Here is a 25387-nt window from a genome sequence, read left to right as displayed (position 1 = left end):
GCAAGTTTTAGCCTGTGTACAGGATGCAAAAAACTTCTTTGCGTCTACGCTGGCAATTGAACCAATGAAATCAATGGGTTCTGTCTTTTTTCCGGTATCACCGAGGTGCTCATGAGTGAGGCGTTTCTCCCCTTCTCGCGTCCGAGTATGGGCGAAGAAGAAATTGCGGCTGTCGAAAAAGTCCTGCGTTCTGGCTGGATCACGACCGGGCCACAGAACCAGGCACTTGAAGAGCAGTTCGCGCAGTACGTCGGTTGCCGCCATGCGGTAGCCCTGTCATCGGCCACCGGCGGTATGCACATCGCCCTGCTGGCACTGGGTATCGGCCCGGGGGATGAAGTCATCACCCCGTCGCAGACCTGGGTGTCCACGGCCAACATGATTTCCCTGCTCGGTGCCACGCCGGTGTTTGTCGATGTCGATCGCGACACCCTGATGACCGACGCAGCGCGCATCGAAGCGGCCATCACCCCGCGGACCAAGGCCATCATTCCGGTTCACTACGCCGGTGCGGCCTTTGACCTCGACCCGCTGTACGCACTTGCCGACAAGCATGGCATCGCCGTCATCGAAGACGCCGCCCATGCCGCCGGCACCCGCTACAAGGGCCGCCATGTCGGTGCCCGAGGCACGGCGATTTTCTCGTTCCATGCGATCAAGAACATGACCTGCGCCGAGGGCGCGATGTTCGTCAGCGACGACGAAGCCCTGGCCAGCCGCGTGCGCATGCTCAAGTTCCATGGCCTGGGTGTCGACGCCTACGACCGCATGACCCATGGCCGCAAGCCCCAGGCCCAGGTTATCGAACCCGGCTTCAAGTACAACCTCGCCGACATCAACGCCGCCATCGCCCTGGTGCAACTGAAGCGCCTGGATGCGATCAACGCCCGCCGTACCGCGCTGGCCGCCCGTTACCAGCAACGCCTGGCAGGCCTGCCGGTCCAGCCTCTGGCCGTGCCGGACTACCCGCAGCAGCACGCCTGGCACCTGTACATCCTGCGCATCGACAGCGAACGCTGTGGCCTGGACCGCGAAGCCTTCATGAAAGGCCTGCAGGAGCGTGGCATCGGCACCGGTATCCACTTCATCGCCACTCACCTGCACACCTGGTACCGCCAGCGTGATCCGCAACTGTCGCTGCCGAACACCGAATGGAACTCGGCGCGGCTGTGCTCCATTCCATTGTTCCCCGACATGACCGACCAGGACCTCGACCGGGTCGTCACCGCCATTGAACAGCTTGTGGGAAATCGCTCGTGAGACCTTACCCGATCCATTGCGTGTCCATCGTCATCCCCGTCTACAACGAGCAGGAAAGCCTGCCCGAGCTGCTGCGCCGCACCGGCGCAGCTTGCCAGCAGCTGCGTTACCCCTATGAAATCGTGCTGGTCGACGACGGCAGCCGCGACAACTCGGCGCAAATCCTCGAAGACGCCGCCCAGGCCGAAAACAGCCCGTTCGTGGCGGTCATCCTCAACCGCAACTACGGCCAGCATGCGGCGATCATGGCCGGTTTCGAGCAGTGCAAGGGCGACGTGGTGATCACCCTCGATGCCGACTTGCAAAACCCGCCGGAAGAAATCCCGCGGCTGGTCGCCGAAGCCGAACGCGGCTTCGACGTGGTCGGCACGGTGCGCAGCAACCGCCAGGACTCGGCCCTGCGCCGCTGGCCGTCGAAAGTGATCAACTACGCGGTCAAGCGCTCTACCGGCGTTGCCATGAGCGACTATGGGTGCATGCTGCGTGCCTACCGGCGCACGGTGATCGACGCCATGCTCGCCTGCCGCGAGCGCAGCACCTTCATCCCGATCCTGGCCAACAGCTTCGCCCGCCACACCACCGAGATCACCGTGCACCACGCCGAGCGCGAACACGGCGATTCGAAGTACAGCCCGATGCGCCTGATCAGCCTGATGTTCGACCTGATCACCTGCATGACCACCACGCCGTTGCGCCTGCTGAGCATCGTCGGTTTCAGCATGGCCGCGCTCGGCGTGCTGTTCGCCATCGGGCTCATCGTGCTGCGCCTGGCGTTTGGCCCAGGCTGGGCCGGTAACGGCCTGTTCGTACTGTTCGCCGTGCTGTTCGTGTTCACCGGTGGCCAGTTCATCGGCATGGGCCTGCTCGGCGAGTACCTGGGGCGCATGTACAGCGATGTGCGCGCCCGCCCGCGATTTTTCATCGAGAAAGTGCTGCGCAGCGGGCCACCGCCTGTGTCGGCCCAAAGCGTCACCGTTGACGGTTTCAATTCCTCTACTTCTGGTCAGGTTCACTCATGAGTGCAAAAACAGTTGTCTTCGCGTACCACGACATCGGCTGCGCTGGCATTGAAGCCCTGCTCGACAGCGGCTATGACATCGCAGCGGTGTTCACTCATGCCGACGACCCCAAGGAAAACGCCTTCTACGCCTCGGTTGCCCAGCTGTGTGCCCGCAAAGGCATCCCGGTGCATGCGCCGGAGGACGTCAATCACCCGCTGTGGGTCGAGCGCATCAGCCAGCTCAACCCCGACTACCTGTTCTCGTTCTACTACCGCAACCTGCTGGGCGAACCGTTGCTGGCCATCGGCCGCAAAGGTGCGTTCAACCTGCACGGCTCGTTGCTGCCGCGCTACCGCGGCCGCGCACCGGCCAACTGGGTGCTGGTCAACGGCGAAACCGAAACCGGCGTGACCCTGCACCGCATGGTCAAGCGCGCCGATGCCGGCGCCATTGTTGCCCAGCTGCGCGTGGCCATCGAACGCAGCGACACCGCGCTGAGCCTGCATGGCAAGCTGCGCGCGGCCGCCGCCGACTTGCTGCGTGACACCCTGCCGGAGCTGCGCCAAGGCAAAATCAGCGAAACCCCGCAGGATGAATCCAAAGCCACGGTGTTCGGCCGCCGCACCGCAGCTGACGGCCGCCTGGACTGGCAACAGCCTGCCGAAACCCTGTTCAACCTGGTGCGGGCGGTGACCCAGCCCTACCCTGGCGCCTTCTGCCAGGTCGGTGAGCACAAGCTGATCGTCTGGAGCGCCGAGGTGGTCAAGGGCAACGACGGCCTGGCCGCTGGCCGTGTGCTCAGCACCGACCCACTGCGCATCGCCTGTGGCGAGGACTCGCTGGTGATCAATGCCGGTCAGCGCAACGACAACGGCCTGTACCTGAGCGGCCCGCAACTGGCCAACGAACTGGGCCTGGTCGAAGGTTCGCTGCTGCGTGGCGCCGATGCCCGCCGCGCCACGCGCCGTACCCGGGTACTGATCCTCGGCGTCAACGGCTTCATCGGTAACCACCTGTCCGAGCGCCTGCTCAACGACGAGCGCTACGAGGTCTACGGCCTGGATATCGGCTCCGACGCCATCGAGCGCCTGCGCAGCCACCCACGCTTCCACTTCGTCGAAGGCGACATCAGCATTCACTCCGAGTGGATCGAGTACCACATCAAGAAGTGCGACGTGGTGCTGCCACTGGTGGCTATTGCCACGCCGATCGAATACACCCGCAACCCACTGCGCGTGTTCGAGCTGGACTTCGAAGAGAACCTGCGCCTGGTGCGCTACTGCGTCAAGTACAACAAGCGCGTGATCTTCCCGTCGACCTCGGAAGTCTACGGCATGTGCGAAGACCCGAATTTCGACGAAGACACCTCCAACCTGGTGGTCGGGCCGATCAACAAGCAGCGCTGGATCTACTCGGTGTCCAAGCAGTTGCTTGACCGGGTCATCTGGGCCTACGGCCAGAAAGGCCTGAACTTCACCCTGTTCCGCCCCTTCAACTGGATGGGCCCACGCCTGGACCGCCTGGACTCGGCGCGTATCGGCAGCTCCCGGGCCATCACCCAACTGATCCTGAACCTGGTGGAAGGCACGCCGATCCGCCTGTTCGACGGCGGCGCGCAGAAGCGTTGCTTCACCGACATCGCCGACGGCGTCGAGGCCCTGGCACGGATCATCGACAACGACAACGATGCCTGCAACGGCCAGATCATCAACATCGGCAACCCGGACAACGAAGCCAGCATCCGCCAGCTCGGCGAAGAGCTGCTGCGCCAGTTCGAAGCCCACCCGCTGCGCAGCCACTTCCCACCGTTCGCCGGTTTCCGCGACGTCGAGAGCAAGGCGTTCTACGGCGGCGGCTACCAGGACGTGTCCCACCGCAAGCCGAGCATCGCCAACGCCAAGCGCCTGCTGAACTGGGAGCCGACCGTGGAGATGCGCGAAACCATCGGCAACACGCTGGACTTCTTCCTGCGTGAAGCGATGCGCGAGATCGAGGCTGGTCCGGCAGAAGAAGCTCGCTGATGCAGGCAGGGTTGCGCATCGATGTCGATACCTACCGCGGCACCCGTGAAGGTGTGCCGCGCTTGTTGGAGTTGCTCGACGAGGCGCAGGTCAAGGCGACGTTCTTCTTCAGTGTCGGGCCGGACAACATGGGGCGCCACCTGTGGCGCCTGATCCGCCCGCAGTTCCTGTGGAAGATGCTGCGCTCCAATGCTGCCGGGCTGTACGGCTGGGACATTCTCCTGGCCGGCACCGCCTGGCCCGGCAAGCCGATTGGCCGCGACCTCGGGCACCTGATGCGTCAGGCCCGCGACGCCGGCCACGAGGTCGGCCTGCACGCCTGGGACCACCACGGCTGGCAGGCCAATGCCGGGCACTGGAGCATGGCGCAACTGACCGAGCAGATCCGTCAGGGCGTCGACACCCTCAGTGACATCCTCGGCGCGCCGGTTGACTGCTCGGCCGTCGCCGGTTGGCGCGCGGACCAGCGGGTGATCGAGGCCAAGCAGGGCTTCGGCTTTCGCTACAACAGCGACTGCCGAGGTACCCACCTGTTCCGCCCCAGGCTGGCCGACGGCTCGCCTGGGGCGCCGCAGGTTCCGGTGGACATGCCGACCTTCGACGAGGTTGTCGGCCCGCAGGTGGCTGCCGCGCACTTCAACGAGTTCATCCTCGGGCAATTCCGCCCGCAGGCACTCAACGTCTACACCATCCATGCAGAGGTAGAAGGGATTCTGATGGCCCAGGACTTCCGCCAATTGCTGGCCGATGCACGCCAGCGCGAGATTGCGTTCAAACCGTTGGGCGAGTTGCTCCCCGCCTCGCTCGACTCTTTGCCCGTTGCCAGTGTGCAGCGCGGCACCCTGCAAGGCCGTGAGGGCTGGCTGGGAGTGCAAGGCTCATGAGCAGACGCTGGACGCTACCGCTGCTGCTCGGCCTGTTCGTGCTGGCCTTCCTGCTGCCACTGGGCGGCCATGGCTTGTGGATCCCCGACGAAACCCGCTACGCCCAGGTCAGCCAGGAGATGCTGCTGACCGGCAATTGGGTCTCGCCCCACTTGATGGGGCTGCGCTACTTCGAAAAACCCGCCGCCGGCTACTGGATGATCGCCCTCAGCCAAGGCCTGTTCGGCCAGAACCTGTTCGGTGTGCGCTTTGCCTCGGCACTGAGCGTCGGCCTGAGCCTGATCCTGTGCTACCTGGTGGCACGCCGCCTGTGGAGCGACCCGCGCAAGAGCCTGGTCTGCACCTTGGTGTACATGAGCTTCTGCGTCATGGTCGGCCAGGCCGTCTATGCCAACCTCGATCCGCAGTTCACCCTGTGGGTCAACCTCAGCCTGGTGGCCCTGTGGTTCGCCGTGGACAGCCGCAGCAAGGGCCAGCGCCTTGCGGCCTGGGCGGTACTGGGGCTGGCCTGTGCCATGGGCTTCATGACCAAGGGCTTTCTGGCCTGGCTGTTGCCGGTGCTGATCGCGCTGCCGTGGATGCTCTGGCAGAAGCGCTGGCGCGAACTGTTGGTGTACGGGCCGGTGGCCGTGGTGGTGGCGATTGTCGTCAGCCTGCCTTGGGTGCTGGCGGTGCACGTTCAGGAGCCGGACTACTGGCGGTTCTTCTTCTGGCATGAGCACATCCGCCGGTTTGCCGGTGACGATGCCCAGCACAGCGCCCCGTTCTGGTACTACCTGCCGCTGCTGGTGGCCTACAGCCTGCCCTGGGTCGCCATGCTGCCACCGGCCCTGAAACACGCCTGGCAGAGCCGTACTCAGGCCAAGGTCGTCTTTTTGCTGCTGTGGCTGTTGATGCCATTGCTGTTCTTCAGCCTCAGCAAAGGCAAGTTGCCGACCTACATCTTCCCGTGCCTGCTGCCATTGGCCCTGCTGATCGGCTATGCACTGGAAGAGCAGCTGCGCCTGCATCAAGGCCGCGCACTGGGCATCAACGGCTGGATCAACGTGGTGATGGGCGTGCTCGCCTTGATCGCACTGGCCTGGCTGCAGTTGAAAAAGCCGGTTTACAACCACGAACTGACCAGCCTGCTGCTGCTGTGCGTGGCGCTGGTGGGGTGGACGGTCGCCAGCCTGGCCCAGGCTCTATCACCGCTGCGCCGCTGGGCGGCACCGGTGCTGGGCAGCCTGGTGCTGATGGCCCTGCTGCCAGCTGCCCTGCCCAAGTCGGTGGAAGGCAACAAGATGCCCGACCAGTTCATCCTGCAGCACCTCGACGAACTGTCGGGTGCCACACACCTGCTGAGCAACGACCTCGGTGCGGCATCAGCACTGGCCTGGCGCCTGCAACAGCCGAACGTGGTGTTCTATAACACTGTCGGTGAACTGAAGTACGGCCTGGCGACCCCGGAAGGTCAGGGGCGGCTATTGAACGAAAAGAACGCTCGCCAGTGGGTGGATGACGCCCGCCGCAGTGGCACGGTCGCCGTGGTGATGCGGGTCAAGGGTGAAGATGAGCAACGTGAGCTCGCCATGCTGCCCGAAGATGGCACGCGCTACCAGCAGGGCAAGATGGTGATCCTCATTCTGCCCAGAGTCGCGCCATGAGTTGGCTGCTGCTGTTGACCGCCTGCCTGCTGACCTGCCTGGGCCAGGTGGCGCAGAAGTTCGCCGTGGAAGGCTGGCGTGGGCAACAAGGGCCGTGGGCGGACAAGTTGCGTTCGCCCTGGTTGTGGCTCGCCCTCCTCGCCCTCAGCAGCGGTTTGCTGGTCTGGCTGTTGGTGCTGCAGCGCATGGAGGTGGGCATCGCCTACCCGATGCTCAGCCTGAACTTCGTGGTGATCACCCTGATCGCCCGCTTCGGCTTCCATGAACCGGTCGATCGCCGCCACTGGTTGGGGGTGGCGCTGGTCATCGCCGGCGTGGCACTGCTGGGGCAGCAATCATGAACCAGCGCCTTGGCATCACCTTTGCCCTGGGCAGCGTGCTGCTGGTCAGCAGCGCCCAGCTGGCCATGCGCTGGAGCATGACCCGCCTGCCACAGCCCGGCCAATGGCTATCGGCGCTGGCCGGCCAGGGCGTCGATGCCGTTGCTGTGACCGTGGTCCTGGCGGCGATCGCCGCCTATGGCCTGTCGATGCTCTGCTGGCTGCTGGCCCTGCGCGATCTGCCGCTGGGCCGGGCCTACTCGCTGCTGAGCCTGAGTTACGCCCTGGTTTACCTGTTGGCGGCCAGCCTGCCGCTGTTCGACGAATCCTTCAGCTTGAGCAAATCACTGGGCGTGGCACTGGTCATGCTCGGGGTCATTACTATCAATACGCGTCCGGCCCGTTCGCCTGCATCAAGGAGTGCTCCATGAAAATTACAGTGTTTGGTAGCGGGTACGTCGGCCTGGTGCAAGCCGCGGTACTGGCCGAAGTCGGCCATGATGTGGTGTGCATGGACGTCGACGAGAAGAAGGTCGAGTTGTTGCGCCAAGGCCATGTCAGCATCTTTGAACCGGGCCTTTCCAGCCTGGTGCGCGAAGGCCTGGAGGGCGGCCGACTGCAGTTCACCACCGATGAAAAGCTTGCCGTCGAACATGGCCGCGTCGCCTTCATTGCCGTCGGCACCCCCTCCTGCGCGGATGGTTCGGCAGACCTCAAGTATGTGCTGTCGGTCGGCGACGCGGTCGCCCGCCACCGCCAGCAACCGCTGATTCTGGTCGAGAAATCCACGGTACCGGTCGGCACCGGTGACACCTTGCGCGCCCACATCAACACCGCGCTCGGTGGCCGTGAACTGCGTATCGATATCGTGTCCAACCCGGAGTTCCTCAAGGAAGGCTCGGCCGTCGCCGATTGCCGCCGGCCGGACCGTATCGTCATCGGTTGCGAGGGTGAAGACGTGCGCGATGTCATGCGCGACCTCTACTCACCGTTCAACCGCAACCATGACCGCATCATGTTCATGGACCTGCGCAGCGCCGAGCTGACCAAGTACGCCGCCAACTGCATGCTTGCCACCAAGATCAGCTTCATCAACCAGATCGCCGAGCTGGCCGAACACCTGGGCGCCGATATCGAATCGGTGCGCCAGGGCATCGGTGCCGATACCCGCATCGGCTACCACTTCATCTACCCAGGCTGCGGCTATGGCGGCTCGTGCTTCCCCAAGGACATGCGTGCGTTGATCCACAGTGCCGGGCAGGTGCATTGCTCCAGCGACCTGCTGCAGGCGGTCGAGGCGATCAACGAGCGGCAGAAGCACAAGCTGTTCGATCGCATCAACGCGTTCTACAACGGCGACCTTGCCGGCAAGACCTTTGCCGTGTGGGGCCTGGCGTTCAAGCCCAACACCGACGACATGCGCGACGCTCCCAGCCGCGTGCTGCTCGAGTCGCTGTTTGCTGCCGGTGCCAGCGTGCGCGCCTTCGACCCCGAGGCCATGCAGGAAACCCAGCACCTGTATCCGGATGAGGAGAAACTGATGCTGATGGGTACCCCGGAATCGGTACTGTCCGGCGCCGACGCGTTGATCATCTGCACCGAATGGCAACAGTTCAAGGCGCCGGATTTCGACCTGATCCAGCAACGCCTGAAGGCACCGGTGATCTTCGACGGGCGTAACCTCTATGATGCCGAGCGGCTGTCGCGCAAAGGCTTCAAGTACTTCCCGATCGGCCGTGGCGACTCCTGCCAGTTGCCGGTTTCCCCGCAGCTGCCCCGCCAGGGTTCGAAAGCGGCGTGAAGACACTTTCACTCACCGTTCGCCGGCAGTCCCTGCTTGCAGGGCTGCTGGCATTGCTGCTGTTCTGCGCCGGGGTGTATGGGCAGGCGCCGATCGGTTTCGACTCACGCTTCGTGCTGTTCGCCCAGGAAATGCTGCGCCATGGGCCAACGGTATTCCCGACTTCCTATGGGCAGCCCTATGCCGACTACACCTCGCTTTCGACACTGTTCATCTGGCTGCTGTCGCTGCCGTTCGGCGCGGTCAACAGCCTGACTGCATGGCTGCCCAGTGCCATCGCCGGCGCGGTTATCGTGACCCTGATGTACCGGCTGCTGGCGCCGTTTTCGGTGCGTTGGGCGTGGAGCAGCATCGCCTTGCTGCTGCTGACGGTCACCTTCGTCAGCGAAGTCCGGGCCGTGTCGCAAGACCTCATGCTGGCAGCCGTCGCCTTCAGCGTGTTCTACCTGGGTTACGCCCACGACCAGCGGGCTGCCGGGCGGCGCTGGCCGTTGGTGTTCGTCTTGTTGCTGTTGGGCTTCGGTATTCGTGGGCCGATCGGCCTGGTGGTGCCAACCGGCTTGCTGTGCAGCTACTACTTGCTGACTGGCCAATGGCGACGGATGTTGCTGTTTGGGGGGCTGGCCAGCCTGCTGCTGGTCGCCAGTGTCGGCCTGCTGCTGTGGATGGCCAAGGCCAGCGGTGGCCAGGCGTTTCTCGATGACGTGATTCGCATGCAGTTCATGGGCCGCATGGACGGCAGCGAGGGCGCCAGTAGCCCGCTGTACTACTTCACCAGTGCGCTGGGCAACTATGCGCTGGCCTATCCACTGGCGTTGCTGGCATTGGTTGCCGCGTGGCTCTGCCGTGCGCAGCTGCAGGGGCCGGCGCTGCGCCTGGTCGGTTTCTGCGCAGCTGCGGCATTGCTGGTCATGGTCGGGCTGTCGATCCCGCAGGCCAAGAAGGCCCGCTACCTGCTGCCGATGCTGCCGATGGTTGCGATCATTGCCGCCTACCCGTTCCAGGTGGCACAGGGGCGGCTGTTCGCCTGGCTGCGCGGTGCAATCCAGGGGCTATGGCTGCTGATGCCGGGGCTGATGATGATTGCCTTGCTGGTGGCTCAGCGCCGTTTCCCCGAGCAAACCGGTTCCATCACGCTACTGATGGTGGTGCTGGCGGGGTTGCAACTGTGGGCGCTGTCGCGCCTCGTGCAGCCACGTTGGCGTGCCGAGATTACCGCTGGCTGCGCGGTCATGGCGTTGTGGCTGGTGTATGTCGCAGTGTTCGAACCGGTGGAGCGTCGCCTGTATGACACCCGCGGTTTCACCCAGGCAGTGCTCGCACAGGTGGCCCAGCAACCTGCCCCGCTGGTACTGCACCGCCTGGGCCAGGATGCCAAGGCCATCAAGTTCATGGTCAACCTCGACCAGGACCTGCGGCCGCTGTTCACCGAAACCCCCGCGCAACTGCAGGCTCTACAGGGGCCGGCGTGGCTGATGATGGATCGGCACGACTTGCAGGCCCTGCAAGGCACACCGATGCAAGCGCTGCAGCCGCAACTGAGCGGGCGCTTCGACAACAACGACTATGTGCTGGTGTATCTCGCGCACTGAACAACAGCCGAGGCCAGCCTACACCTTGCGAGCGCGCAAGCGCTCGTGATACCGCCCGCCCAATGCACCGCCCCAAGGCATGATCAGGCCGATCACCAGCAGCACGATCAGCAGCGTGGCCCCTTCGAACGGGCTGAAGAATTCCAGTACGGCGCAGCTCAGGGTCAACAGCAACCCAAGCACCGTCAAGGCGTCCGGTCTGAGCACCGGGCAGTCGCTGCTTGCCACTGAGGGGTGGAGAAAACCCACCAGCCACAGGTAAAGCCAGCTGACCACGGATGCGATGAACAACGCCAGAAACAACAAGTGATGACCAAACATCGAAGTGTGCATGATGGGCAGCCCTGCTCAAGTATGCATGTAGCGCTAGCGCTGGTTTAAGCCATTCAAAGTGAAAGTTCTGTCAAAAAAACCTGAGCGCGTGACGGGATTGCTTAAAATGTCGTTTTCCCATTCGGCGTCAAGGAAGCTCACCATTGAAAGGCCTGCAGAACTCTCACGCCGAAGCGGTCTTGCTCGAGGCCAGGCAGCTGGGCCGTGTCGATCTGCAGACACAGGCCACCTTGCTCGCGCCCACCGACTTTTCACTGCACGCTGGCGAACGCCTGGCGCTCATTGGAGCGTCGGGTTCGGGCAAGAGTGTCTTGCTGCGCGCCCTGGCCCTGCTGGATGCGCCCAGCTCAGGTGAAGTGCTGTGGCTGGGCGAGCCGGTGACAGCGCCACTGATACCGCATTTTCGCTCTCGCGCCTGCTACCTGAGCCAACGCGCCGCGCTGGTGGAGGGCAGTGTCATGGACAACTTGCGGCTACCCTTCACGCTCAAGCACAACCGCCAGTACCGCTTTGATGCCGACACGGCGGCGCGCCTTCTGGCGCTGGCCGGCAAGCCGCGCAGTTTCCTGGACAAGGCCGGCACCGACCTGTCCGGTGGCGAGGCGCAGCTGGCCGCACTGGTGCGCGCCCTGCTGCTGACGCCACAGGTGCTGTTGCTCGACGAGCCGACCTCGGCGCTCGACCCGCAATCGGTGGCTGGCGTTGAAACGCTGGTAATGAACTGGCTCGACGAATCCCCCAACGATCGCGCGTTGCTGTGGATCACCCACGATCATGCGCAAGCCCGGCGCATCAGTACGCGCACCTTGACGATGCACCAAGGCGCCCTGTCGAAATGAACTACCACAACCTTGCCTACACCGACGTGGCGATTGCCGCTGCGCTGATCCTGGTCAACGGCCTGCTGTCGCTGCTATTGAAGCTGCAACTGGAACGCCAGCTGCTCTGGGCGTCACTGCGAACCATCACCCAGCTGTTGGCCATCGGCTACATCCTCGGCTGGGTGTTCCAGCATGCGCAGTGGTACATCGTGCTGCCGCTGATGCTGAGCATGACCCTGATTGCCGGGTTTTCAGCGGCCGGCAGAGGCCAGCATCGCCATCGCGGGCTGTTGGCCGACAGCGTGTTGTCGGTCGGGCTAAGTGCCTGGCTGGTCACGGCCTGCGGCCTGTTCGTGGTGCTGCGCGTGCGCCCCTGGTACGAGCCGCAATACGCCATTCCCATTCTTGGCATGATCCTCGGCAATACCCTCACCGCCGTAGCCTTGGGCATCGACCGCATGACCCGTGAACTGAGCGCCCAGCGGCCGGTGGTGGACATGATCCTGTCGTTGGGTGGCACGCGCTGGGAGGCGGCACGTGCCGCAGCGAGCCAGGCACTGAAGGCCGGCATGATGCCGACGCTGAACCAGATGTCGGTGGTGGGTATCGTCAGCCTGCCGGGCATGATGACCGGGCAGATACTGGCCGGGCAGCAGCCTGGGGACGCGGTGCGTTACCAGATCGTGATCATGTTCCTGATTGCCGCAGCGTCGGCGTTGGGCACGGTGTGTGCCGTGCTGATGACGTTCAATCGGCTATTCTCGCCTGCGCATCAATTCATGGCGCACAGGCTGGCCAGGCGGCGTTGAACGTGCAAGTTGAGGCTGGATCTTGAGCACACCTGTATGAATCTTATGGAGCATATATTTAACTGAGCTACAGGCGTAGGCGCAGGGCCACTCCAGCGGGTGAAAGTGCGCCGCATTCTTATAATTGCGTGGCATGCATGGTTTTTCTATTAATGCTAAAACGTGCCCCCCTATTGACTAGGAACTCAGTAACTTTCCCATCAGGATAAACGCTCTCAACCCAGCGCCCTCTCGCATTGGTCAGGGTGATTATCAAGCCGTCGTTGTACCTTGACGCCATGTTTATGTCTGGGGTGAAAGCCACGAATCCAGGTGCGATATATGTTCCCGTGGCCCATTTGTCATATTCTGCCTGCGACACCCCGCGATATAAAATCTTCGGTCCTCGGTCTGCTGTGCGCTCTATGAACGATTCCATCTGTTCCGCCACCTCCGCATAGCTGTTACCCCTAACACTGCGGATGCCGTCGGCGATCTCACCAGATTTAAAGTGAAGATCTTGGTGGAAATCTTGTAATGCGTTAATGAGCTGCCCTTGGCTGAAGTAAGCGCCTGAGTTACTTTGTATTTTTCTAAAGCTTTTATCTGACCAAACAGCAGACAGCCCGATCCATAGACGGGTATCCTTCTGGGCTTGTACCTTAGCTGCTTCCTTGGCAGCCGCCGCCGCGGCACGCTCGGCTCTGGCTGCCTTTATATTGTCTCGCTCTTCCAAGAACAAGGATGAAATATACGTATCTTTCAATTGCTGTCTCGCAGTGTCCTTGACCGTCCTGCGTATTTTCGAAGTGTCACCACTGTAGCCCGCTGATTCCAGTGCTGTTGATACGGCTTGGTCAAAGTCACTTTCGCCGCCAGGCTTCCATGAAAAAAAATAGTCCGGCCCCTCGTGTGTGACCTCTGCATAGTTGCCCAAGCTATTTCTGAATGCATCGACCACGTCGCGGCCCGCCTTTTCGTTGCGTTCCCATGCGCGGGCCGCTTCTGATATTCGACGATTTTCTTCCAGGCGAGCCAGGCGTTTATCTTCAGCATCGGCTTTCTCTTGGGCCTTACGCGCTTTTCTGCTGCTGCAGAAAAACAATCCATTCGTATCAAAACCATTTATCGGGTTATTCCTGCTGAAGCGGAACAAGTTGATGCCATCCACAAGCCCGCCCGGGTCCACACTCAGCCATCTGCCCAATTCTGGCTGTTGATAGCGCCAGCCGTAGTAGATCAACCCCGTTGCATCCATTTCTTTCCCTGAATAGCGATACGTGCGCTGCATCAGGTTACTCACCTCCCCCGCGTCCTCATCACTGCCGACGGTGGCGCCATAAGGTGCGTACTCCTCGCGAGAGGTGATCTTTCCGGCACCGTCTGTTTCCCCGCCAATGCTGCCCAAGTGATCGCTGAAACTGAAGCGCAGGTGTGCCTGGCGCGAAAGGCGGTCTTGGATCAGGCGGATGCCACCCCCTTGTGTGATCACCACATGCTTTTGCGCCACCGTTTGGCCAGTTAACTGCCGCAACCGTGTCTCGCACCCTCCGCCATAGGTGGTAATGGTGGTTTGCGAGCCGTCTGCGACTTTTACCCTGTGTAATTTGCGCGTGCGCGTGCCACCGTCAGCGTAGTGGTAGGTCTCTGTGTCGTTGAGTTCGCCATTCGAACGGGTCACCGGACTAACCTGGCTTAACTGGCTATCGGCGTACCAGCTCAGCGCCCTGCCGTCATTTAGCTGCTTCTGCAACCCACCGGCCAAGAAACCCGTTTCAGGCGACAAACCGTCCTCTTTGAGCGTGGCGCGATTGCTGCCGATAGCGACGCTGAGTTCACGGCGCCGGCTACCGGCCCCGCCCAAGTGGCTGATAAGGGTCAGGTTATCGCCATCATCGAACGTGTACGATTGGCTGTAGGGCGCCCAGACCTCCCCCCCGGCGGGGTCGGCACCGTAGTAACGCGCGACCGGAGCGCGCTCACGCCCGGTCGCCGAGGTCAACCGGTAGCACGTGTCGTATTCATACTGGCGCAGGCCGGTGGCCTGCTGGTTGTCGTGCCATTGCGGGTCGGCGCCCTGGTCTTCGAGCGTGAGGATATTGCCAACGGGGTCATAGGTGTAGTGCAAGTCGCTGATCAGCAGTGCGCCAGATGGATGACCAGCCAGACGGGCTACGCTATGCCGGGTCAGGTATTGGGTACGCTGATCGTACTCATACGCCTCGACCACGCCGCTACCTGCGGTCTGCGACAGCACCGCGCCGTCGGCCCTGCGCACCACGTCGCGCAGGGTGACCACCTCCGTCAACGGGGCTGCGCCCTGCCCTGCATAGCGCAGTCGGGTTTCCATGACGCTGGCGCTGATGTCATACGCGGTAATAGTGGAGACATTTGCTGCGTTGGTCGTGGACAGCGGCGTACCGGTGGCGTCATAGGTTGCGCAGACAACCAAGGCGTCCTCAGTGTCATTCTCCGTAGTCACCTTCCAGTCAGGCAGCCCCGCTGCAGGTTTTAGCAGTCGTTGTTCGGACAACAAAGTCTGGCCAGTAAGGGATACGCGCAAGGTGCGACTGATACCAGCGTTGTTGCTCAGTTCGGTCATCGCGCCGGCCAAATTCAGGGCCTGCCAGCGAGTGTCGCTGGCCAAAGCATACACATACTGTTCCCGAATGCGGGCGGTACCACCCGCCGGTTGCTCCGTCGCAACGTGCGGGCGCCCGGCAGCGGCTGCAGGCTCGTAGATCAGCGCACTGACAGTGCCTTGGGCATTCTGTGACCACAACGGCCGACCGCCAATATCACCAAGTGAAAGTGTCACGTCACCATCAGCAGTATGGAGCTTTAGCGTGCCAGCGCTCAGCGCTGTGACGGTCAGCGCATCGGCATGGTCGGTAGCGGGATTGTTCAGCTGGCGTGCGCCGTAGGCCCGGCTGGTGCGGGCCAGAGGGTCCACCACGGTGCGAGTGATCAGTAGCCGAGCGGATTCGCCCTTTTGAGTTCGCAGGAAACGCAGAACCCTGAAACCAGCAGCGACATCTGGTGTACCGAGGTGCAGGGATGGCACGGCGTTGACCGGCATATGAACCTCCATTGGCTTTCGGTTCAGGGCAGCAGAAGTTCGGGATCGCAGCGATTGCAGAGCAACGATGGCTGATCAGGAAATGGCTCGGCAACTGGCAGAACTGATAGGTGCCTGGATACCCGCTCGATGATACGGTCACCCATGATTGATGCATTTCCCCCGCCAGGTGAATGATGATGAGTGCCTGCCCTGCCCTGCATATGAGTACGCCGACGGTGAGCGTTACACAAAGTACAGGCGCTCAGGCGCGGGAGTTGCGTTTTCTGCGTCACCCAGATCGGGCGAACGCCAGCGAACCTGCATCCATCCTGATCTCGCGTAGCGTTAACGAACCTATGTTGCGCACCGTCAGGCTGTATGGCGCACGGCAACTTCAGAATGCCGACGGGCTGGTGATCCCTGATGCCATTAGCCATGCCGCACTTAATCGGCAGGCACTCATGACTCATACCGCAGACGGGGATGTGTCATATTCTCTGGCCGGTATCGGTGGGCAGCCCATATGGGCCCGCAACGCGCAGGGAACGGCCAATATTTTTATCTATGAAGGTGCTGATGCCACTGGGCGGTTGCTGTCAGTTACCGAAACAGCGGCCGGAGAGCAAAAAGCCCGCACTCGAGAAAAACTGATTTACGGGGAGAGCAACCAGGCTGCCCGCAAGGCGCGCAACCTGGCAGGTGCAGTGACCCGACGTTACGACAATGCCGGGTATACGGACACCTGCTCGATAGCACTTACCAAGCAATCGATCGATTCAGCACAGTGTTTGCTGAAACTGCAGGAAGCATTGCCTGACTGGGCGGCCATCGAGCCGCCAGAGACCGAAGTGTCGCTCACGCAAACGGCTACTTACGATGCCACAGGGGCTGTGCTGACCAGTACCAACTCGGAAGATGTCACTGCAGCCACCGCATACGACATCACTGGCGCACTGCACACTGCCCGGCTCAAGTACAAGCGGCAAAACGCACCGGTTGACCTCATTACTTTGAAGGACATTGTGCGTCAGCCGAACGGTGCGGTGATTAGGCAGTCAATGGGTAATGGGCTGGCGGAGCTATTAGAGCATGACCCGCGCACGCATTACCTGACTCGGCATACCATCATGCGCCCCTCGCATCACCGGCATGGCCCACTGGTTATCAGCGACCTGCATTATGTATACGACCCAGTGGGCAATATCCTGACACTTGATGATAAGGGAGCCGACCCGCAATGGCACCGTAACCAGCAAGCTACTGGTTTACGAAGCTATGCGTACGACACCCTCTATCGATTGGCCATTGCTACCGGGCGGGAGCGTGTTCCCGTTGCACATTACGGCGTTGGCCCTTCAGAAAGCAGGGTCTGGGTTCCTTATACCGAAATCTTCTCCTACGATCACGGGGATAACCTCACCCTGATTCGCCATCTCGCAGGCGCCGGTGATTACACGCGCAAGCTCGCCGTTGCCGAGGACAGCAATCGAGCGATAGTCGATAAGCCTGGTCAGGCAGCGAAGAATGGCTTCTGGGCCGGTGGGCTGCAAAAGCAACTGTCCAATGGCCAGGCGCTAAGCTGGTATGCCGATAATCAGTTGTATCAGGTCGCCCCGGTGACGCGCAGCGACGGAGAATTGAATGACACCGAGCGATACCTGTACGCAGATGGCGGCACCCGTATCCGCAAGATTCAAACGGTCCAGTTGGCTGGCGGTTCGCAGGCTTCAGTTACCACCTACGCAGGTGGATGTGAGCGCCGCCAACGCCAATTTGCGAATGTGCTTCAAAGGGATATTTCAATTACCACCGCCGGGAATGTGCGCTTTATCGAGAATAAACTCACTGGCGAAATTTACCTGCGATATCCCTTCATAGACTGTCTGGGGAGTTGTGCTGGAGAGGCAGGTGAAGCGGGGCTGGTAACCTCACGTGAAGAGTTTTCACCTTATGGCAGCAGTGTTGGAGCGGATGAGGAATCCACAGAGATTACTGATCGCACGGTGCGCTATTCAGGCAAGGAGCGTGATGCAACGGGATTGTATTATTACGGCTGGCGTTATTATCAGGCTGAGCTGGGCCGATGGTTGAGCGCCGACCCTGAAGGATTGATTGACGGCCCGAACCTGTTCCGTTTTTGCCGTGATAATCCGTTAACGCTGATTGATACAGATGGCCGGAACCCTCATGAATTGTTGCAGGAAAATTTCAAGGTCAACGTACACCCAATGATATCAGGGCGTGTGAGTGAGGATCGTGAGGCAGCGTTTAACAGACTGGGCGAGCACTTAGGGGTGGGAGGGCAAGCACTAGGGGAAAGCATGGCGATCATCATGAGTTATCTGGATGATGCGCCCCGTTCAATCAACGTTCGATATGGAGACCTTAAAGATTACACGGATGACTACGTCAAAAATACATTCGCCACTGGAACGCGCCTCAGTGATCCCGCTTATGTATTCAGACGTATCGCCAGGAATAAAGAACTCATAAATTTCTCCAAGGCCAGTGCAAGTCTTAAGCATCATTATTATTCCAGCGATACCGTTGCTATTGAATCTGCTCCCGCACATCCTGTTCATGGAGCCATTCAACTGCAGTCATTGACGCCGTCCAATGGGGGAGTTCCTTCAGCGGAGGTTTCGGCTTTCGGTGAGTCCGCATTTTTCTTGTCTGAAGCGGCTGCCGGGTATCTGTCTTATACCCCTCAGGATTCTATGGAGCTGTTCTTACAGCAATCATTTGAAGATGACGATTTTTTGCGTAAGCAGATGGCTGCGGAGGGCAATATGTTTCCTTTGATTCGCTATGCTCGGAGTGAGCAATTGGATTACTATATCGATGTTGCTATTCGAAAGGCTCGAACGTCGACCCCGATGGTGCATTATGTAGAATGGCAGTCTCATCAGCGCCTTGAATTTGACAAGGATATTGCCAGCCTGGCTATTTCTGCGAATGAAAAAGGGTTTATAACAATGCTCAATGGTACCGACCGCGCCGTCAATGCCTTTACTAAAAAGTTCAATTTGAAAACCTTTTACACGCAATGAGGGTGAGAGGTCAGAAGCTTGCCGACCCGGCCAGCCAATGTCTGGGCGTGAGTTGAGCCGGCGATGCATCAAGCCTTTCAATCTCAGGCCAGGCCACCAAAGCGCTTGTAGAAGTTTTCGTTCACATCGGGCAGTGGCCCGTCGGCGGTTTCCAGGGCGCTGTTGAGCCAGCTTTCCGCCTTGGCGCAGACCAGCCGATACAGGTTGCGGCACAGCTGGCGGGCGGCGCGGCCCTCCCAGTCACCGGGCAGCAACTCGTCCGGCAGTTGCGGGTCACGCAGCAGCAAGCGGCGGTATTCGTGGATCAACAAGGTCCGCGCCAGGAAGCAATCCTGAGCATCCAGCTCGTCCTGCTCCTTCAGGCTCTGCCATAACGGCCGGAACAGCTGGATGAACTCGCTGTACTGCTGGCCAAGCTCGTCGATACGCCAGCTCTCCCGCACCTGGGCGCGCATGGCCTTGGAGGCCAGCACTTCCTGGGTATGGGTTTCGAAGACGATGCTGTCGTCGCTGGCCTCCAGCTCGCGCAAGGTGGCAGCCAGGTCGCCGCGATCGGCCCGTGGGCAGCCCAGCAGGTTCGGCGCCATCGCACCGAAACCTTGCCATTCCAGCTCTTCGCGCACGGCCTTGCGTTTGCCGGCGTCGAGCTGGGACAGCAACACCAGCGTCCAGGCGCCGTCCCAGGCCGGTTGGCTTGGGCTGTAGACGCGCTTGAAGGCTTTTTCGAAACGCCGCCGCCCGGTGCCGGTCAGGCTGTAGTAACTGCGCCGCCCGACCTTCTCGGCGGTCAGCCAATCTTCCTTGGTCAGGCGAAAGATCGACGTGCGGATCAGCCGTTCGTTGATGCCGATTGGCTCCAGCAGGTTGATCAGGCTGCCCAGCCAGACCGTGCCGCCATGGGGTTCGATGGCATCACCGTAGAGGGTGATGATCAGCGAACTGGCACGGATCGGCGTCTGCTCCTGGAAGCGGGTGATCAGGTTGTTCAGCGGAACGAGGTTGCTCATGGACGAACTGCGCGCATTGAAAGCACCGACTATACCTGTGCGACGGGTCGCCTGACCATGCCGCGACGCCGGCAGGTTCATGCGCCCGCCTCGCCTTTGGGCCGCAAGCCTCTGTCACCCATGCGCGGGCGCTGTGCTTCGGCGGCGGTCAGCGGTGGGCATTCCACCATCGTTGCCATGCAGCGCTGGCTCAACTGCTGGTATTCGGCGGTGCCACGCTGCTTCCAGCTCAGCTCCTGCTCGGTCAGTGGGCGTTTGACCTGGGCTGGCGCACCCATCACCAGGCTCTGTTCGGGGCACTCGAAGCCGGCTTTGACAAACGCCGTGGCACCGACGATGCAACGTGGCGCTATGTGAGCGCCATCCATGACCACAGCATTCATGCCGATCAGGGCGTCTGCGCCGACGCGGCAGCCATGCAACACCGCGCCGTGGCCGACATGGCCATTGCGCTCGATGACCGTGTCACCGCCGGGGAAGCCATGCATGACGCAGGTGTCCTGCAAGTTCGCGCCTTCCTCCAGCACGATGCGCCCGAAATCACCACGAAGGGACGCCAACGGCCCCACATAGCAGCGCGGGCCGACGATGACGTCACCGATCAGCACGGCACTTGGGTGCACATAAGCCGTGGGGTCGACCACCGGGGTCAGGCCGTCGAGTCGATAGCAAGGCATATCATTTCTCCATTATTTTTCTATTGATAAATTTTTGCGTATCGCAAACAGATGCGGTGCAGAACCCAGCGCAAGCCGCATTTTATCTAGTCTTTAGCCGTAACTGCATAGCGGCAAACATAAAACGAGATACACAAAAACACAATTGCTATTGCGTTGCTGTATCGCATAATGCATATACTGATCGCACCTGGGCAGGCCCCGCCGCCGCCCCTGCAGACAATTCCAATAAACGCCGGCCTCGCGAAGCGCCGTGCGAGCAGCCTGAGGACCCCGACATGCCTCGTTTCATCGATGTGCAGGCCCCTGAACACGGCGTTCGCCTGCTCACCCTGCAGCGCCCGGAAGCGCTCAACGCCCTGTGCACCGAGTTGCTGGGGGAGCTCGCCGCCGGCCTTGCGCAAGCCGATGCCGACCCCGCTACCCGCGCCGTGGTCATCACCGGCAGCCGCAAGGCGTTCGCCGCCGGTGCGGACATCCGCGAGATGGCCGAGCGCGATCTGGTCGGCATTCTCAACGATCCCCGTGTCGCCCACTGGCAACGCATCGCAGCGTTTTCCAAGCCCTTGATCGCCGCGGTAAACGGCTATGCCCTGGGCGGCGGCTGCGAGCTGGTGATGTGCGCCGACATCGTGATTGCCGGCGAAGACGCCCGTTTCGGCCAGCCCGAGATCAACCTCGGCATCATGCCCGGGGCCGGTGGCACCCAGCGCCTGCTGCGGGCCGTGGGCAAGCCGCTGGCCATGCAGATGGTCCTGACCGGTGAGGCCATCACTGCCCGCCATGCCTTGCAGGCCGGCCTGATCAGCGAAATCACCCAACCTGAACTGGCCGTGGAACGTGCGCTGCAGGTTGCCCGCAGCATCGCCGCCAAGGCACCGCTGGCCGTGCGCCTGGCCAAGGAAGCGCTACTCAAGGCCGGCGACAGCGACCTGGCCTGCGGCCTGCGCTTCGAGCGCCATGCCTTCACCGTGCTGGCCGGCACCGCCGACCGTGACGAAGGCATCCGCGCCTTCCAGGAAAAACGCCCGGCGCAGTTCAAAGGCTGCTGAGTCGCCCACTCCCCATCGACTGATCGAGCGAGTCCATCATGACTTTCGAGCACATTGTGTTTTCCATCGAGGACGGCGTGGCCTTCCTCGCCCTGAACCGCCCCGAGCAACTCAACAGCTTCAACACGCAGATGCACCTGGAAGTGCGCGAAGCCCTCAAGCAGGTACGCCAGAGCCGCGAAGCCCGGGTGCTGCTGCTGACCGGTGAAGGCCGCGGCTTTTGCGCCGGCCAGGACCTGTCCGATCGCAACGTTGCGCCAGGCGCGGACATGCCCGACCTGGGCGAGTCCATCGACAGGTTCTACAACCCGCTGGTGCGCACCCTGCGCGACCTGCCACTGCCGGTGATCTGCGCCGTCAATGGCGTGGCTGCCGGTGCCGGCGCCAACCTCCCGCTGGCCTGCGACCTGGTGCTGGCAGCCCGTTCGGCCAGCTTCATCCAGGCGTTCTGCAAGATCGGCCTGGTGCCGGATTCTGGCGGTACCTGGCTGTTGCCACGCCTGGTCGGCATGGCCCGGGCCAAGGCGCTGGCCATGCTTGGCGAGCGCCTGAGCGCGGAGCAGGCCGAGCGCTGGGGCTTGATCCACCGTGTGGTCGATGATGCCGAGCTGCGCGACGAGGCACTTGCCCTCGCCCGCCACCTGGCCAGCCAGCCGACTTACGGCCTGGCCCTGATCAAACGCAGCCTCAACGCCAGCTTCGACAACGGTTTCGACCAGCAGCTGGAACTTGAGCGCGACCTGCAACGGCTGGCCGGGCGCAGCGAGGACTACCGTGAAGGCGTGAGCGCCTTCATGAACAAGCGCACGCCTGCATTCAAGGGGCGCTGAGCATGAGTGCACTGAACAGCAACGCCTTGGTGGCAGTCATCGGCGCAGGCGCCATGGGGGCAGGTATTGCCCAGGTCGCGGCCCAGGCCGGCCACCCGGTAAAGCTCTATGACAACCGGCCAGGTGCCGCCGCCCAGGCAGTCGCCGGTATCGACCGCCAGCTCGGGCGCCTGGTGGAAAAAGGCACATTGCAGCCAGAAGCACGCGAAGCCATCAGCGCACGCCTGCAGCCAGTCGAGGCGATCGAAACCCTGGCCGACGCCCGCCTGGTGATCGAGGCCATCGTCGAGAACCTGCAGGTCAAGCAGCAGTTGCTGCAGCAACTGGAAGGCCTGTGCGCCGAAGACTGCATCCTGGCCAGCAACACCTCGTCGCTGTCGATCACCAGCCTCGCGGCTGGCCTGCAACGGCCGCAACAGGTGGTCGGCATGCACTTCTTCAATCCGGCGCCGCTGATGGCGCTGGTGGAAATCGTTTCCGGCCTGGTGACCGCGCCCGGTATCGCCAGCACGCTCTATGACACCGCCAAAGCCTGGGGCAAGAAGCCTGTGCACACGCGCTCCACCCCCGGTTTCATTGTCAACCGCGTGGCTCGGCCGTTCTATGCCGAAAGCCTGCGGCTGCTGCAGGAAGGCGCTGGCGATTGCGCGACGCTGGATGCCCTGCTGCGCGATGCCGGCGGCTTTCGCATGGGCGCGTTCGAACTGACCGACCTGATTGGCCACGACGTCAACTACGCCGTTACCTGCTCGGTATTCGACGCCTTTTATGGCGACTTCCGCTTCCAGCCCTCACTGGTGCAAAAAGAACTGGTGGATGCCGGGCGCCTGGGGCGCAAGAGCGGCCAAGGTTTCTACAGTTACGCAGAGGGCGCCGAACGCCCGCCGGCGGCGCAGTTGCATAGCCAGGCAAGCGCCGAATGCTGCGTGGTCGAGGGCAGCCTGGGCGTCCTGCAGCCGCTGGTCGCGCGGTTGCGGGACAGTGGCCTGGCCATCACCGAGCGGGCGGGCAACGGCCTGTTGCGTGCCGGTGATGCCACCCTGGCCCTGTCCGACGGCCGCCTGGCCAGCCAGCGGGCCCGGGAAGAGGGGCTGCGCAACCTGGTGCTGGTCGACCTCGCGCTGGACTACCAGGCCGCCACACGCATTGCCATCAGCTGGTCGGCCGACACCACGGCCGAAGCACGCGACCAGGCGGTAGCGCTGCTGCAGCGCGCCGGCCTGAAAGTGACCGGCATCGCTGACCTGCCTGGCCTGGTGGTGCTGCGCAGCGTGGCCATGCTCGCCAACGAAGCGGCCGATGCGGTGCTGCAGGGCGTCGGCAGCGCCGCAGATATCGACCTGGCCATGTGTGCCGGGGTCAATTACCCCCGTGGTCCGTTGGCCTGGGCCGAGCAGATTGGCGTCGGCTACACCCTGCGCGTGCTGGAAAACCTGCAAGCCAGCTACGGCGAAAGCCGCTACCGGCCTTCCCTGCTGCTGCGCCGCTGCGCCGAACAAGGAGCGAACCTGCATGACTGAGCTGCAGCGTAATCCCGAAGAGCTGGCCCAGGCCTGTGCCGACGCCCTGTACTCCCGCGACCGGGCCACCCAGGGCCTGGGCATCACCTTGCTCGACGTCGGCCCAGGCCGGGCGCGCCTGAGCATGCCGGTGCGCGCCGACATGCTGCAGGGCCACGGCACGTGCCACGGCGGCTTCCTGTTCGCCCTGGCGGATTCGGCCTTTGCCTTTGCCTGCAACAGCCAGGACAAGGCCACGGTCGCCCAGGGCTGCAGCATCGACTATGTCGCCCCGGCGCTGCCGGGCGACGTGCTCACCGCCGCGGCCGTCGAACTCAGCCGCAAAGGCCGTACCGGCCTGTACGACGTGCGCATCCACAACCAGCGTGGCGAGCTGATCGCCCTGCTGCGCGGCAAATCCTACCAAGTGCGCGGCACCGTGCTCGCGCAGGAGACCCAAGATGATTGAAGCCAAGCCCCTCGATGCCCTGATCATCGACGCCGTGCGCACCCCCATCGGCCGTTACGGCGGCGCGTTGAGCAGCGTGCGTGCCGACGACCTGGCCGCCGTGCCGATCAAGGCGCTGATCGCGCGCCACCCGGAACTGGACTGGCGGGCCATCGACGACGTGATCCTCGGCTGCGCCAACCAGGCCGGCGAAGACAACCGCAACGTCGCGCGCATGGCCGGCCTGCTGGCCGGGTTGCCGATCAGTGTCCCGGGCACCACCCTCAACCGCCTGTGCGGCTCGGGCCTGGACGCCATCGGCAATGCCGCCCGCGCCCTGCGCTGTGGCGAGGCCGGGCTGATGCTGGCGGGTGGCGTCGAGTCGATGTCGCGGGCGCCGTTCGTCATGGGCAAGTCGGAGCAAGCCTTCGGCCGCAGCGCCGAGCTGTTCGATACCACCATCGGCTGGCGTTTCGTCAACAAACTGATGAAGGCCGAGTACGGCACCGACTCGATGCCGGAAACAGCAGAGAACGTCGCTGAACAGTTTGGGATTTCCCGCGCCGACCAGGACGCCTTCGCCTTGCGCAGCCAGCACAAAGCGGCCGCAGCCCAGGCCAATGGCCGCCTCGCACGGGAAATCGTGCCGGTGGAAATCGCCCAGCGCAAAGGCCCGGCCCTGCGTGTCGAGCAGGACGAGCACCCGCGTGCCGAGACTAGCCTGGAACAACTGGCCAAGCTCGGCACGCCCTTCCGCCAAGGCGGCAGCGTCACCGCTGGCAATGCCTCAGGCGTCAATGACGGCGCCTGTGCCCTGCTGCTGGCCAGCGGCGCTGCGGCCCACCGCCATGGCCTCAAGGCCCGAGGCCGTATCATCGGCATGGCGGTGGCCGGGGTCGAGCCACGCATCATGGGCATCGGCCCGGTGCCGGCCACCCGCAAGGTGCTGGAGCTGACCGGCCTGGCGCTGGCTGACATGGACGTCATCGAGCTCAACGAAGCCTTCGCCGCCCAGGGCCTCGCCGTGTTGCGTGAACTGGGCCTCGCCGACGACGACCCGCGGGTCAACCCCAATGGTGGTGCCATCGCCCTGGGCCACCCGCTGGGCATGAGCGGTGCGCGGCTGGTCACCACCGCCCTGCACCAGCTTGAACAAACCGACGGCCGCTACGCCCTGTGCACCATGTGCATCGGTGTAGGCCAAGGCATTGCCATGGTCATCGAGCGCCTCTGAGCGGTTCAGGCCATCCGCGTGTTACCGAACTGAACGCAGCCGTATATGCTGCCTCCATGACA

The 25387-nt window shown here is 62.5% G+C and carries 21 protein-coding genes; 17 read left to right on the top strand and 4 right to left on the bottom strand.

What is annotated here, in order from left to right; genetic code table 11:
* Window positions 1-111 precede the first annotated feature (111 nt).
* The 9 genes from arnB to ABE528_RS02625 are packed head-to-tail and all read left to right on the top strand — an operon-like array spanning window position 112 to window position 10525.
* Window positions 112-1260 carry a UDP-4-amino-4-deoxy-L-arabinose aminotransferase gene (gene arnB / locus ABE528_RS02665; protein WP_346652094.1) on the top strand — a complete coding sequence of 383 codons (1149 nt, stop codon included), beginning with the start codon at window positions 112-114 and terminating at the stop codon, window positions 1258-1260.
* The gene (gene arnC, locus ABE528_RS02660) at window positions 1257-2279 is read left to right on the top strand and encodes an undecaprenyl-phosphate 4-deoxy-4-formamido-L-arabinose transferase (protein WP_346652093.1); all 1023 of its coding nucleotides are present in this window, start codon (window positions 1257-1259) and stop codon (window positions 2277-2279) included. Before arnB ends, arnC begins: the two co-directional genes overlap by 4 nt.
* Window positions 2276-4282, top strand: coding sequence for a bifunctional UDP-4-amino-4-deoxy-L-arabinose formyltransferase/UDP-glucuronic acid oxidase ArnA (arnA, locus tag ABE528_RS02655; RefSeq protein ID WP_346652092.1), 2007 nt, complete (start codon window positions 2276-2278; stop codon window positions 4280-4282). Before arnC ends, arnA begins: the two co-directional genes overlap by 4 nt.
* Window positions 4282-5166: a 4-deoxy-4-formamido-L-arabinose-phosphoundecaprenol deformylase gene (gene arnD / locus ABE528_RS02650; protein ID WP_346652091.1), complete on the top strand. Its 885-nt coding sequence runs from the start codon at window positions 4282-4284 to the stop codon at window positions 5164-5166. Before arnA ends, arnD begins: the two co-directional genes overlap by 1 nt.
* Window positions 5163-6812 carry a lipid IV(A) 4-amino-4-deoxy-L-arabinosyltransferase gene (gene arnT, locus ABE528_RS02645; RefSeq protein WP_346652090.1) on the top strand — a complete coding sequence of 550 codons (1650 nt, stop codon included), beginning with the start codon at window positions 5163-5165 and terminating at the stop codon, window positions 6810-6812. Before arnD ends, arnT begins: the two co-directional genes overlap by 4 nt.
* The gene (gene arnE, locus ABE528_RS02640) at window positions 6809-7153 is read left to right on the top strand and encodes a 4-amino-4-deoxy-L-arabinose-phosphoundecaprenol flippase subunit ArnE (protein WP_346652089.1); all 345 of its coding nucleotides are present in this window, start codon (window positions 6809-6811) and stop codon (window positions 7151-7153) included. The genes arnT and arnE overlap by 4 nt, the downstream gene beginning before the upstream one ends.
* Window positions 7150-7563 carry a 4-amino-4-deoxy-L-arabinose-phosphoundecaprenol flippase subunit ArnF gene (gene arnF / locus ABE528_RS02635; protein WP_346652088.1) on the top strand — a complete coding sequence of 138 codons (414 nt, stop codon included), beginning with the start codon at window positions 7150-7152 and terminating at the stop codon, window positions 7561-7563. The genes arnE and arnF overlap by 4 nt, the downstream gene beginning before the upstream one ends.
* A complete protein-coding gene (locus tag ABE528_RS02630; protein WP_346652087.1) occupies window positions 7560-8933 on the top strand; it encodes a UDP-glucose/GDP-mannose dehydrogenase family protein in 1374 nt (457 codons plus the stop codon). Before arnF ends, ABE528_RS02630 begins: the two co-directional genes overlap by 4 nt.
* Window positions 8930-10525, top strand: coding sequence for a glycosyltransferase family 39 protein (locus tag ABE528_RS02625; protein WP_346652086.1), 1596 nt, complete (start codon window positions 8930-8932; stop codon window positions 10523-10525). Before ABE528_RS02630 ends, ABE528_RS02625 begins: the two co-directional genes overlap by 4 nt.
* Before the next feature lie 18 nt (window positions 10526-10543).
* Here the strand turns inward: ABE528_RS02625 and ABE528_RS02620 are convergent, their stop codons facing one another.
* Window positions 10544-10858 carry a hypothetical protein gene (locus tag ABE528_RS02620; protein WP_346652085.1) on the bottom strand — a complete coding sequence of 105 codons (315 nt, stop codon included), beginning with the start codon at window positions 10856-10858 and terminating at the stop codon, window positions 10544-10546.
* A gap of 143 nt (window positions 10859-11001) precedes the next feature.
* On the opposite strand from ABE528_RS02620, the gene ABE528_RS02615 reads away from it, so the two are divergent.
* Both ABE528_RS02615 and fetB read left to right on the top strand, forming a co-directional pair.
* On the top strand, window positions 11002-11697 hold the full coding sequence (locus ABE528_RS02615) for an ATP-binding cassette domain-containing protein (RefSeq protein WP_256669368.1): 696 nt from the start codon (window positions 11002-11004) through the stop codon (window positions 11695-11697).
* Window positions 11694-12488 carry an iron export ABC transporter permease subunit FetB gene (gene fetB / locus ABE528_RS02610; RefSeq protein ID WP_346652084.1) on the top strand — a complete coding sequence of 265 codons (795 nt, stop codon included), beginning with the start codon at window positions 11694-11696 and terminating at the stop codon, window positions 12486-12488. The genes ABE528_RS02615 and fetB overlap by 4 nt, the downstream gene beginning before the upstream one ends.
* 118 nt (window positions 12489-12606) lie before the next feature.
* Here fetB and ABE528_RS02605 read toward each other — a convergent pair whose 3' ends face one another.
* The gene (locus tag ABE528_RS02605; RefSeq protein WP_346652083.1) at window positions 12607-15558 is read right to left on the bottom strand and encodes an RHS repeat-associated core domain-containing protein; all 2952 of its coding nucleotides are present in this window, start codon (window positions 15556-15558) and stop codon (window positions 12607-12609) included.
* A gap of 167 nt (window positions 15559-15725) precedes the next feature.
* Here ABE528_RS02605 and ABE528_RS02600 point away from each other — a divergent pair, with 167 nt between their 5' ends.
* Window positions 15726-18578 carry an RHS repeat-associated core domain-containing protein gene (locus ABE528_RS02600; RefSeq protein WP_346652082.1) on the top strand — a complete coding sequence of 951 codons (2853 nt, stop codon included), beginning with the start codon at window positions 15726-15728 and terminating at the stop codon, window positions 18576-18578.
* 83 nt (window positions 18579-18661) lie between these two features.
* Here the strand turns inward: ABE528_RS02600 and paaX are convergent, their stop codons facing one another.
* Together paaX and paaY are read right to left on the bottom strand one after the other, a co-directional pair.
* Window positions 18662-19585, bottom strand: coding sequence for a phenylacetic acid degradation operon negative regulatory protein PaaX (gene paaX, locus ABE528_RS02595; protein WP_346652081.1), 924 nt, complete (start codon window positions 19583-19585; stop codon window positions 18662-18664).
* A 77-nt stretch (window positions 19586-19662) separates the two neighbouring features.
* The gene (gene paaY / locus ABE528_RS02590) at window positions 19663-20262 is read right to left on the bottom strand and encodes a phenylacetic acid degradation protein PaaY (protein WP_152957425.1); all 600 of its coding nucleotides are present in this window, start codon (window positions 20260-20262) and stop codon (window positions 19663-19665) included.
* A 278-nt stretch (window positions 20263-20540) separates the two neighbouring features.
* Here paaY and paaF point away from each other — a divergent pair, with 278 nt between their 5' ends.
* Genes paaF through pcaF form a run of 5 tightly spaced genes read left to right on the top strand, consistent with a single transcriptional unit; the run spans window position 20541 to window position 25325 of the window.
* A complete protein-coding gene (paaF, locus tag ABE528_RS02585; RefSeq protein ID WP_346652080.1) occupies window positions 20541-21314 on the top strand; it encodes a 2,3-dehydroadipyl-CoA hydratase PaaF in 774 nt (257 codons plus the stop codon).
* A gap of 38 nt (window positions 21315-21352) precedes the next feature.
* Window positions 21353-22144 (top strand): 2-(1,2-epoxy-1,2-dihydrophenyl)acetyl-CoA isomerase PaaG, encoded by a 792-nt coding sequence (gene paaG, locus ABE528_RS02580; protein WP_346652079.1) that lies wholly within the window; start codon window positions 21353-21355, stop codon window positions 22142-22144.
* Between the two features lie 2 nt (window positions 22145-22146).
* Entirely contained in the window at window positions 22147-23664 is a 1518-nt protein-coding gene (gene paaH / locus ABE528_RS02575; RefSeq protein ID WP_346652078.1) for a 3-hydroxyacyl-CoA dehydrogenase PaaH, read from the top strand.
* The gene (gene paaI / locus ABE528_RS02570; protein WP_346652077.1) at window positions 23657-24112 is read left to right on the top strand and encodes a hydroxyphenylacetyl-CoA thioesterase PaaI; all 456 of its coding nucleotides are present in this window, start codon (window positions 23657-23659) and stop codon (window positions 24110-24112) included. Before paaH ends, paaI begins: the two co-directional genes overlap by 8 nt.
* Entirely contained in the window at window positions 24105-25325 is a 1221-nt protein-coding gene (pcaF, locus tag ABE528_RS02565) for a 3-oxoadipyl-CoA thiolase (protein WP_346652076.1), read from the top strand. Before paaI ends, pcaF begins: the two co-directional genes overlap by 8 nt.
* The last annotated feature ends 62 nt before the right edge of the window (window positions 25326-25387 follow it).

This window comes from Pseudomonas sp. TWI628 (assembly GCF_039673865.1).
Lineage (GTDB): Bacteria > Pseudomonadota > Gammaproteobacteria > Pseudomonadales > Pseudomonadaceae > Aquipseudomonas.
Note: the sequence above shows the minus strand (reverse complement) of the source record. Positions and strands in the feature narration are given on the sequence as shown.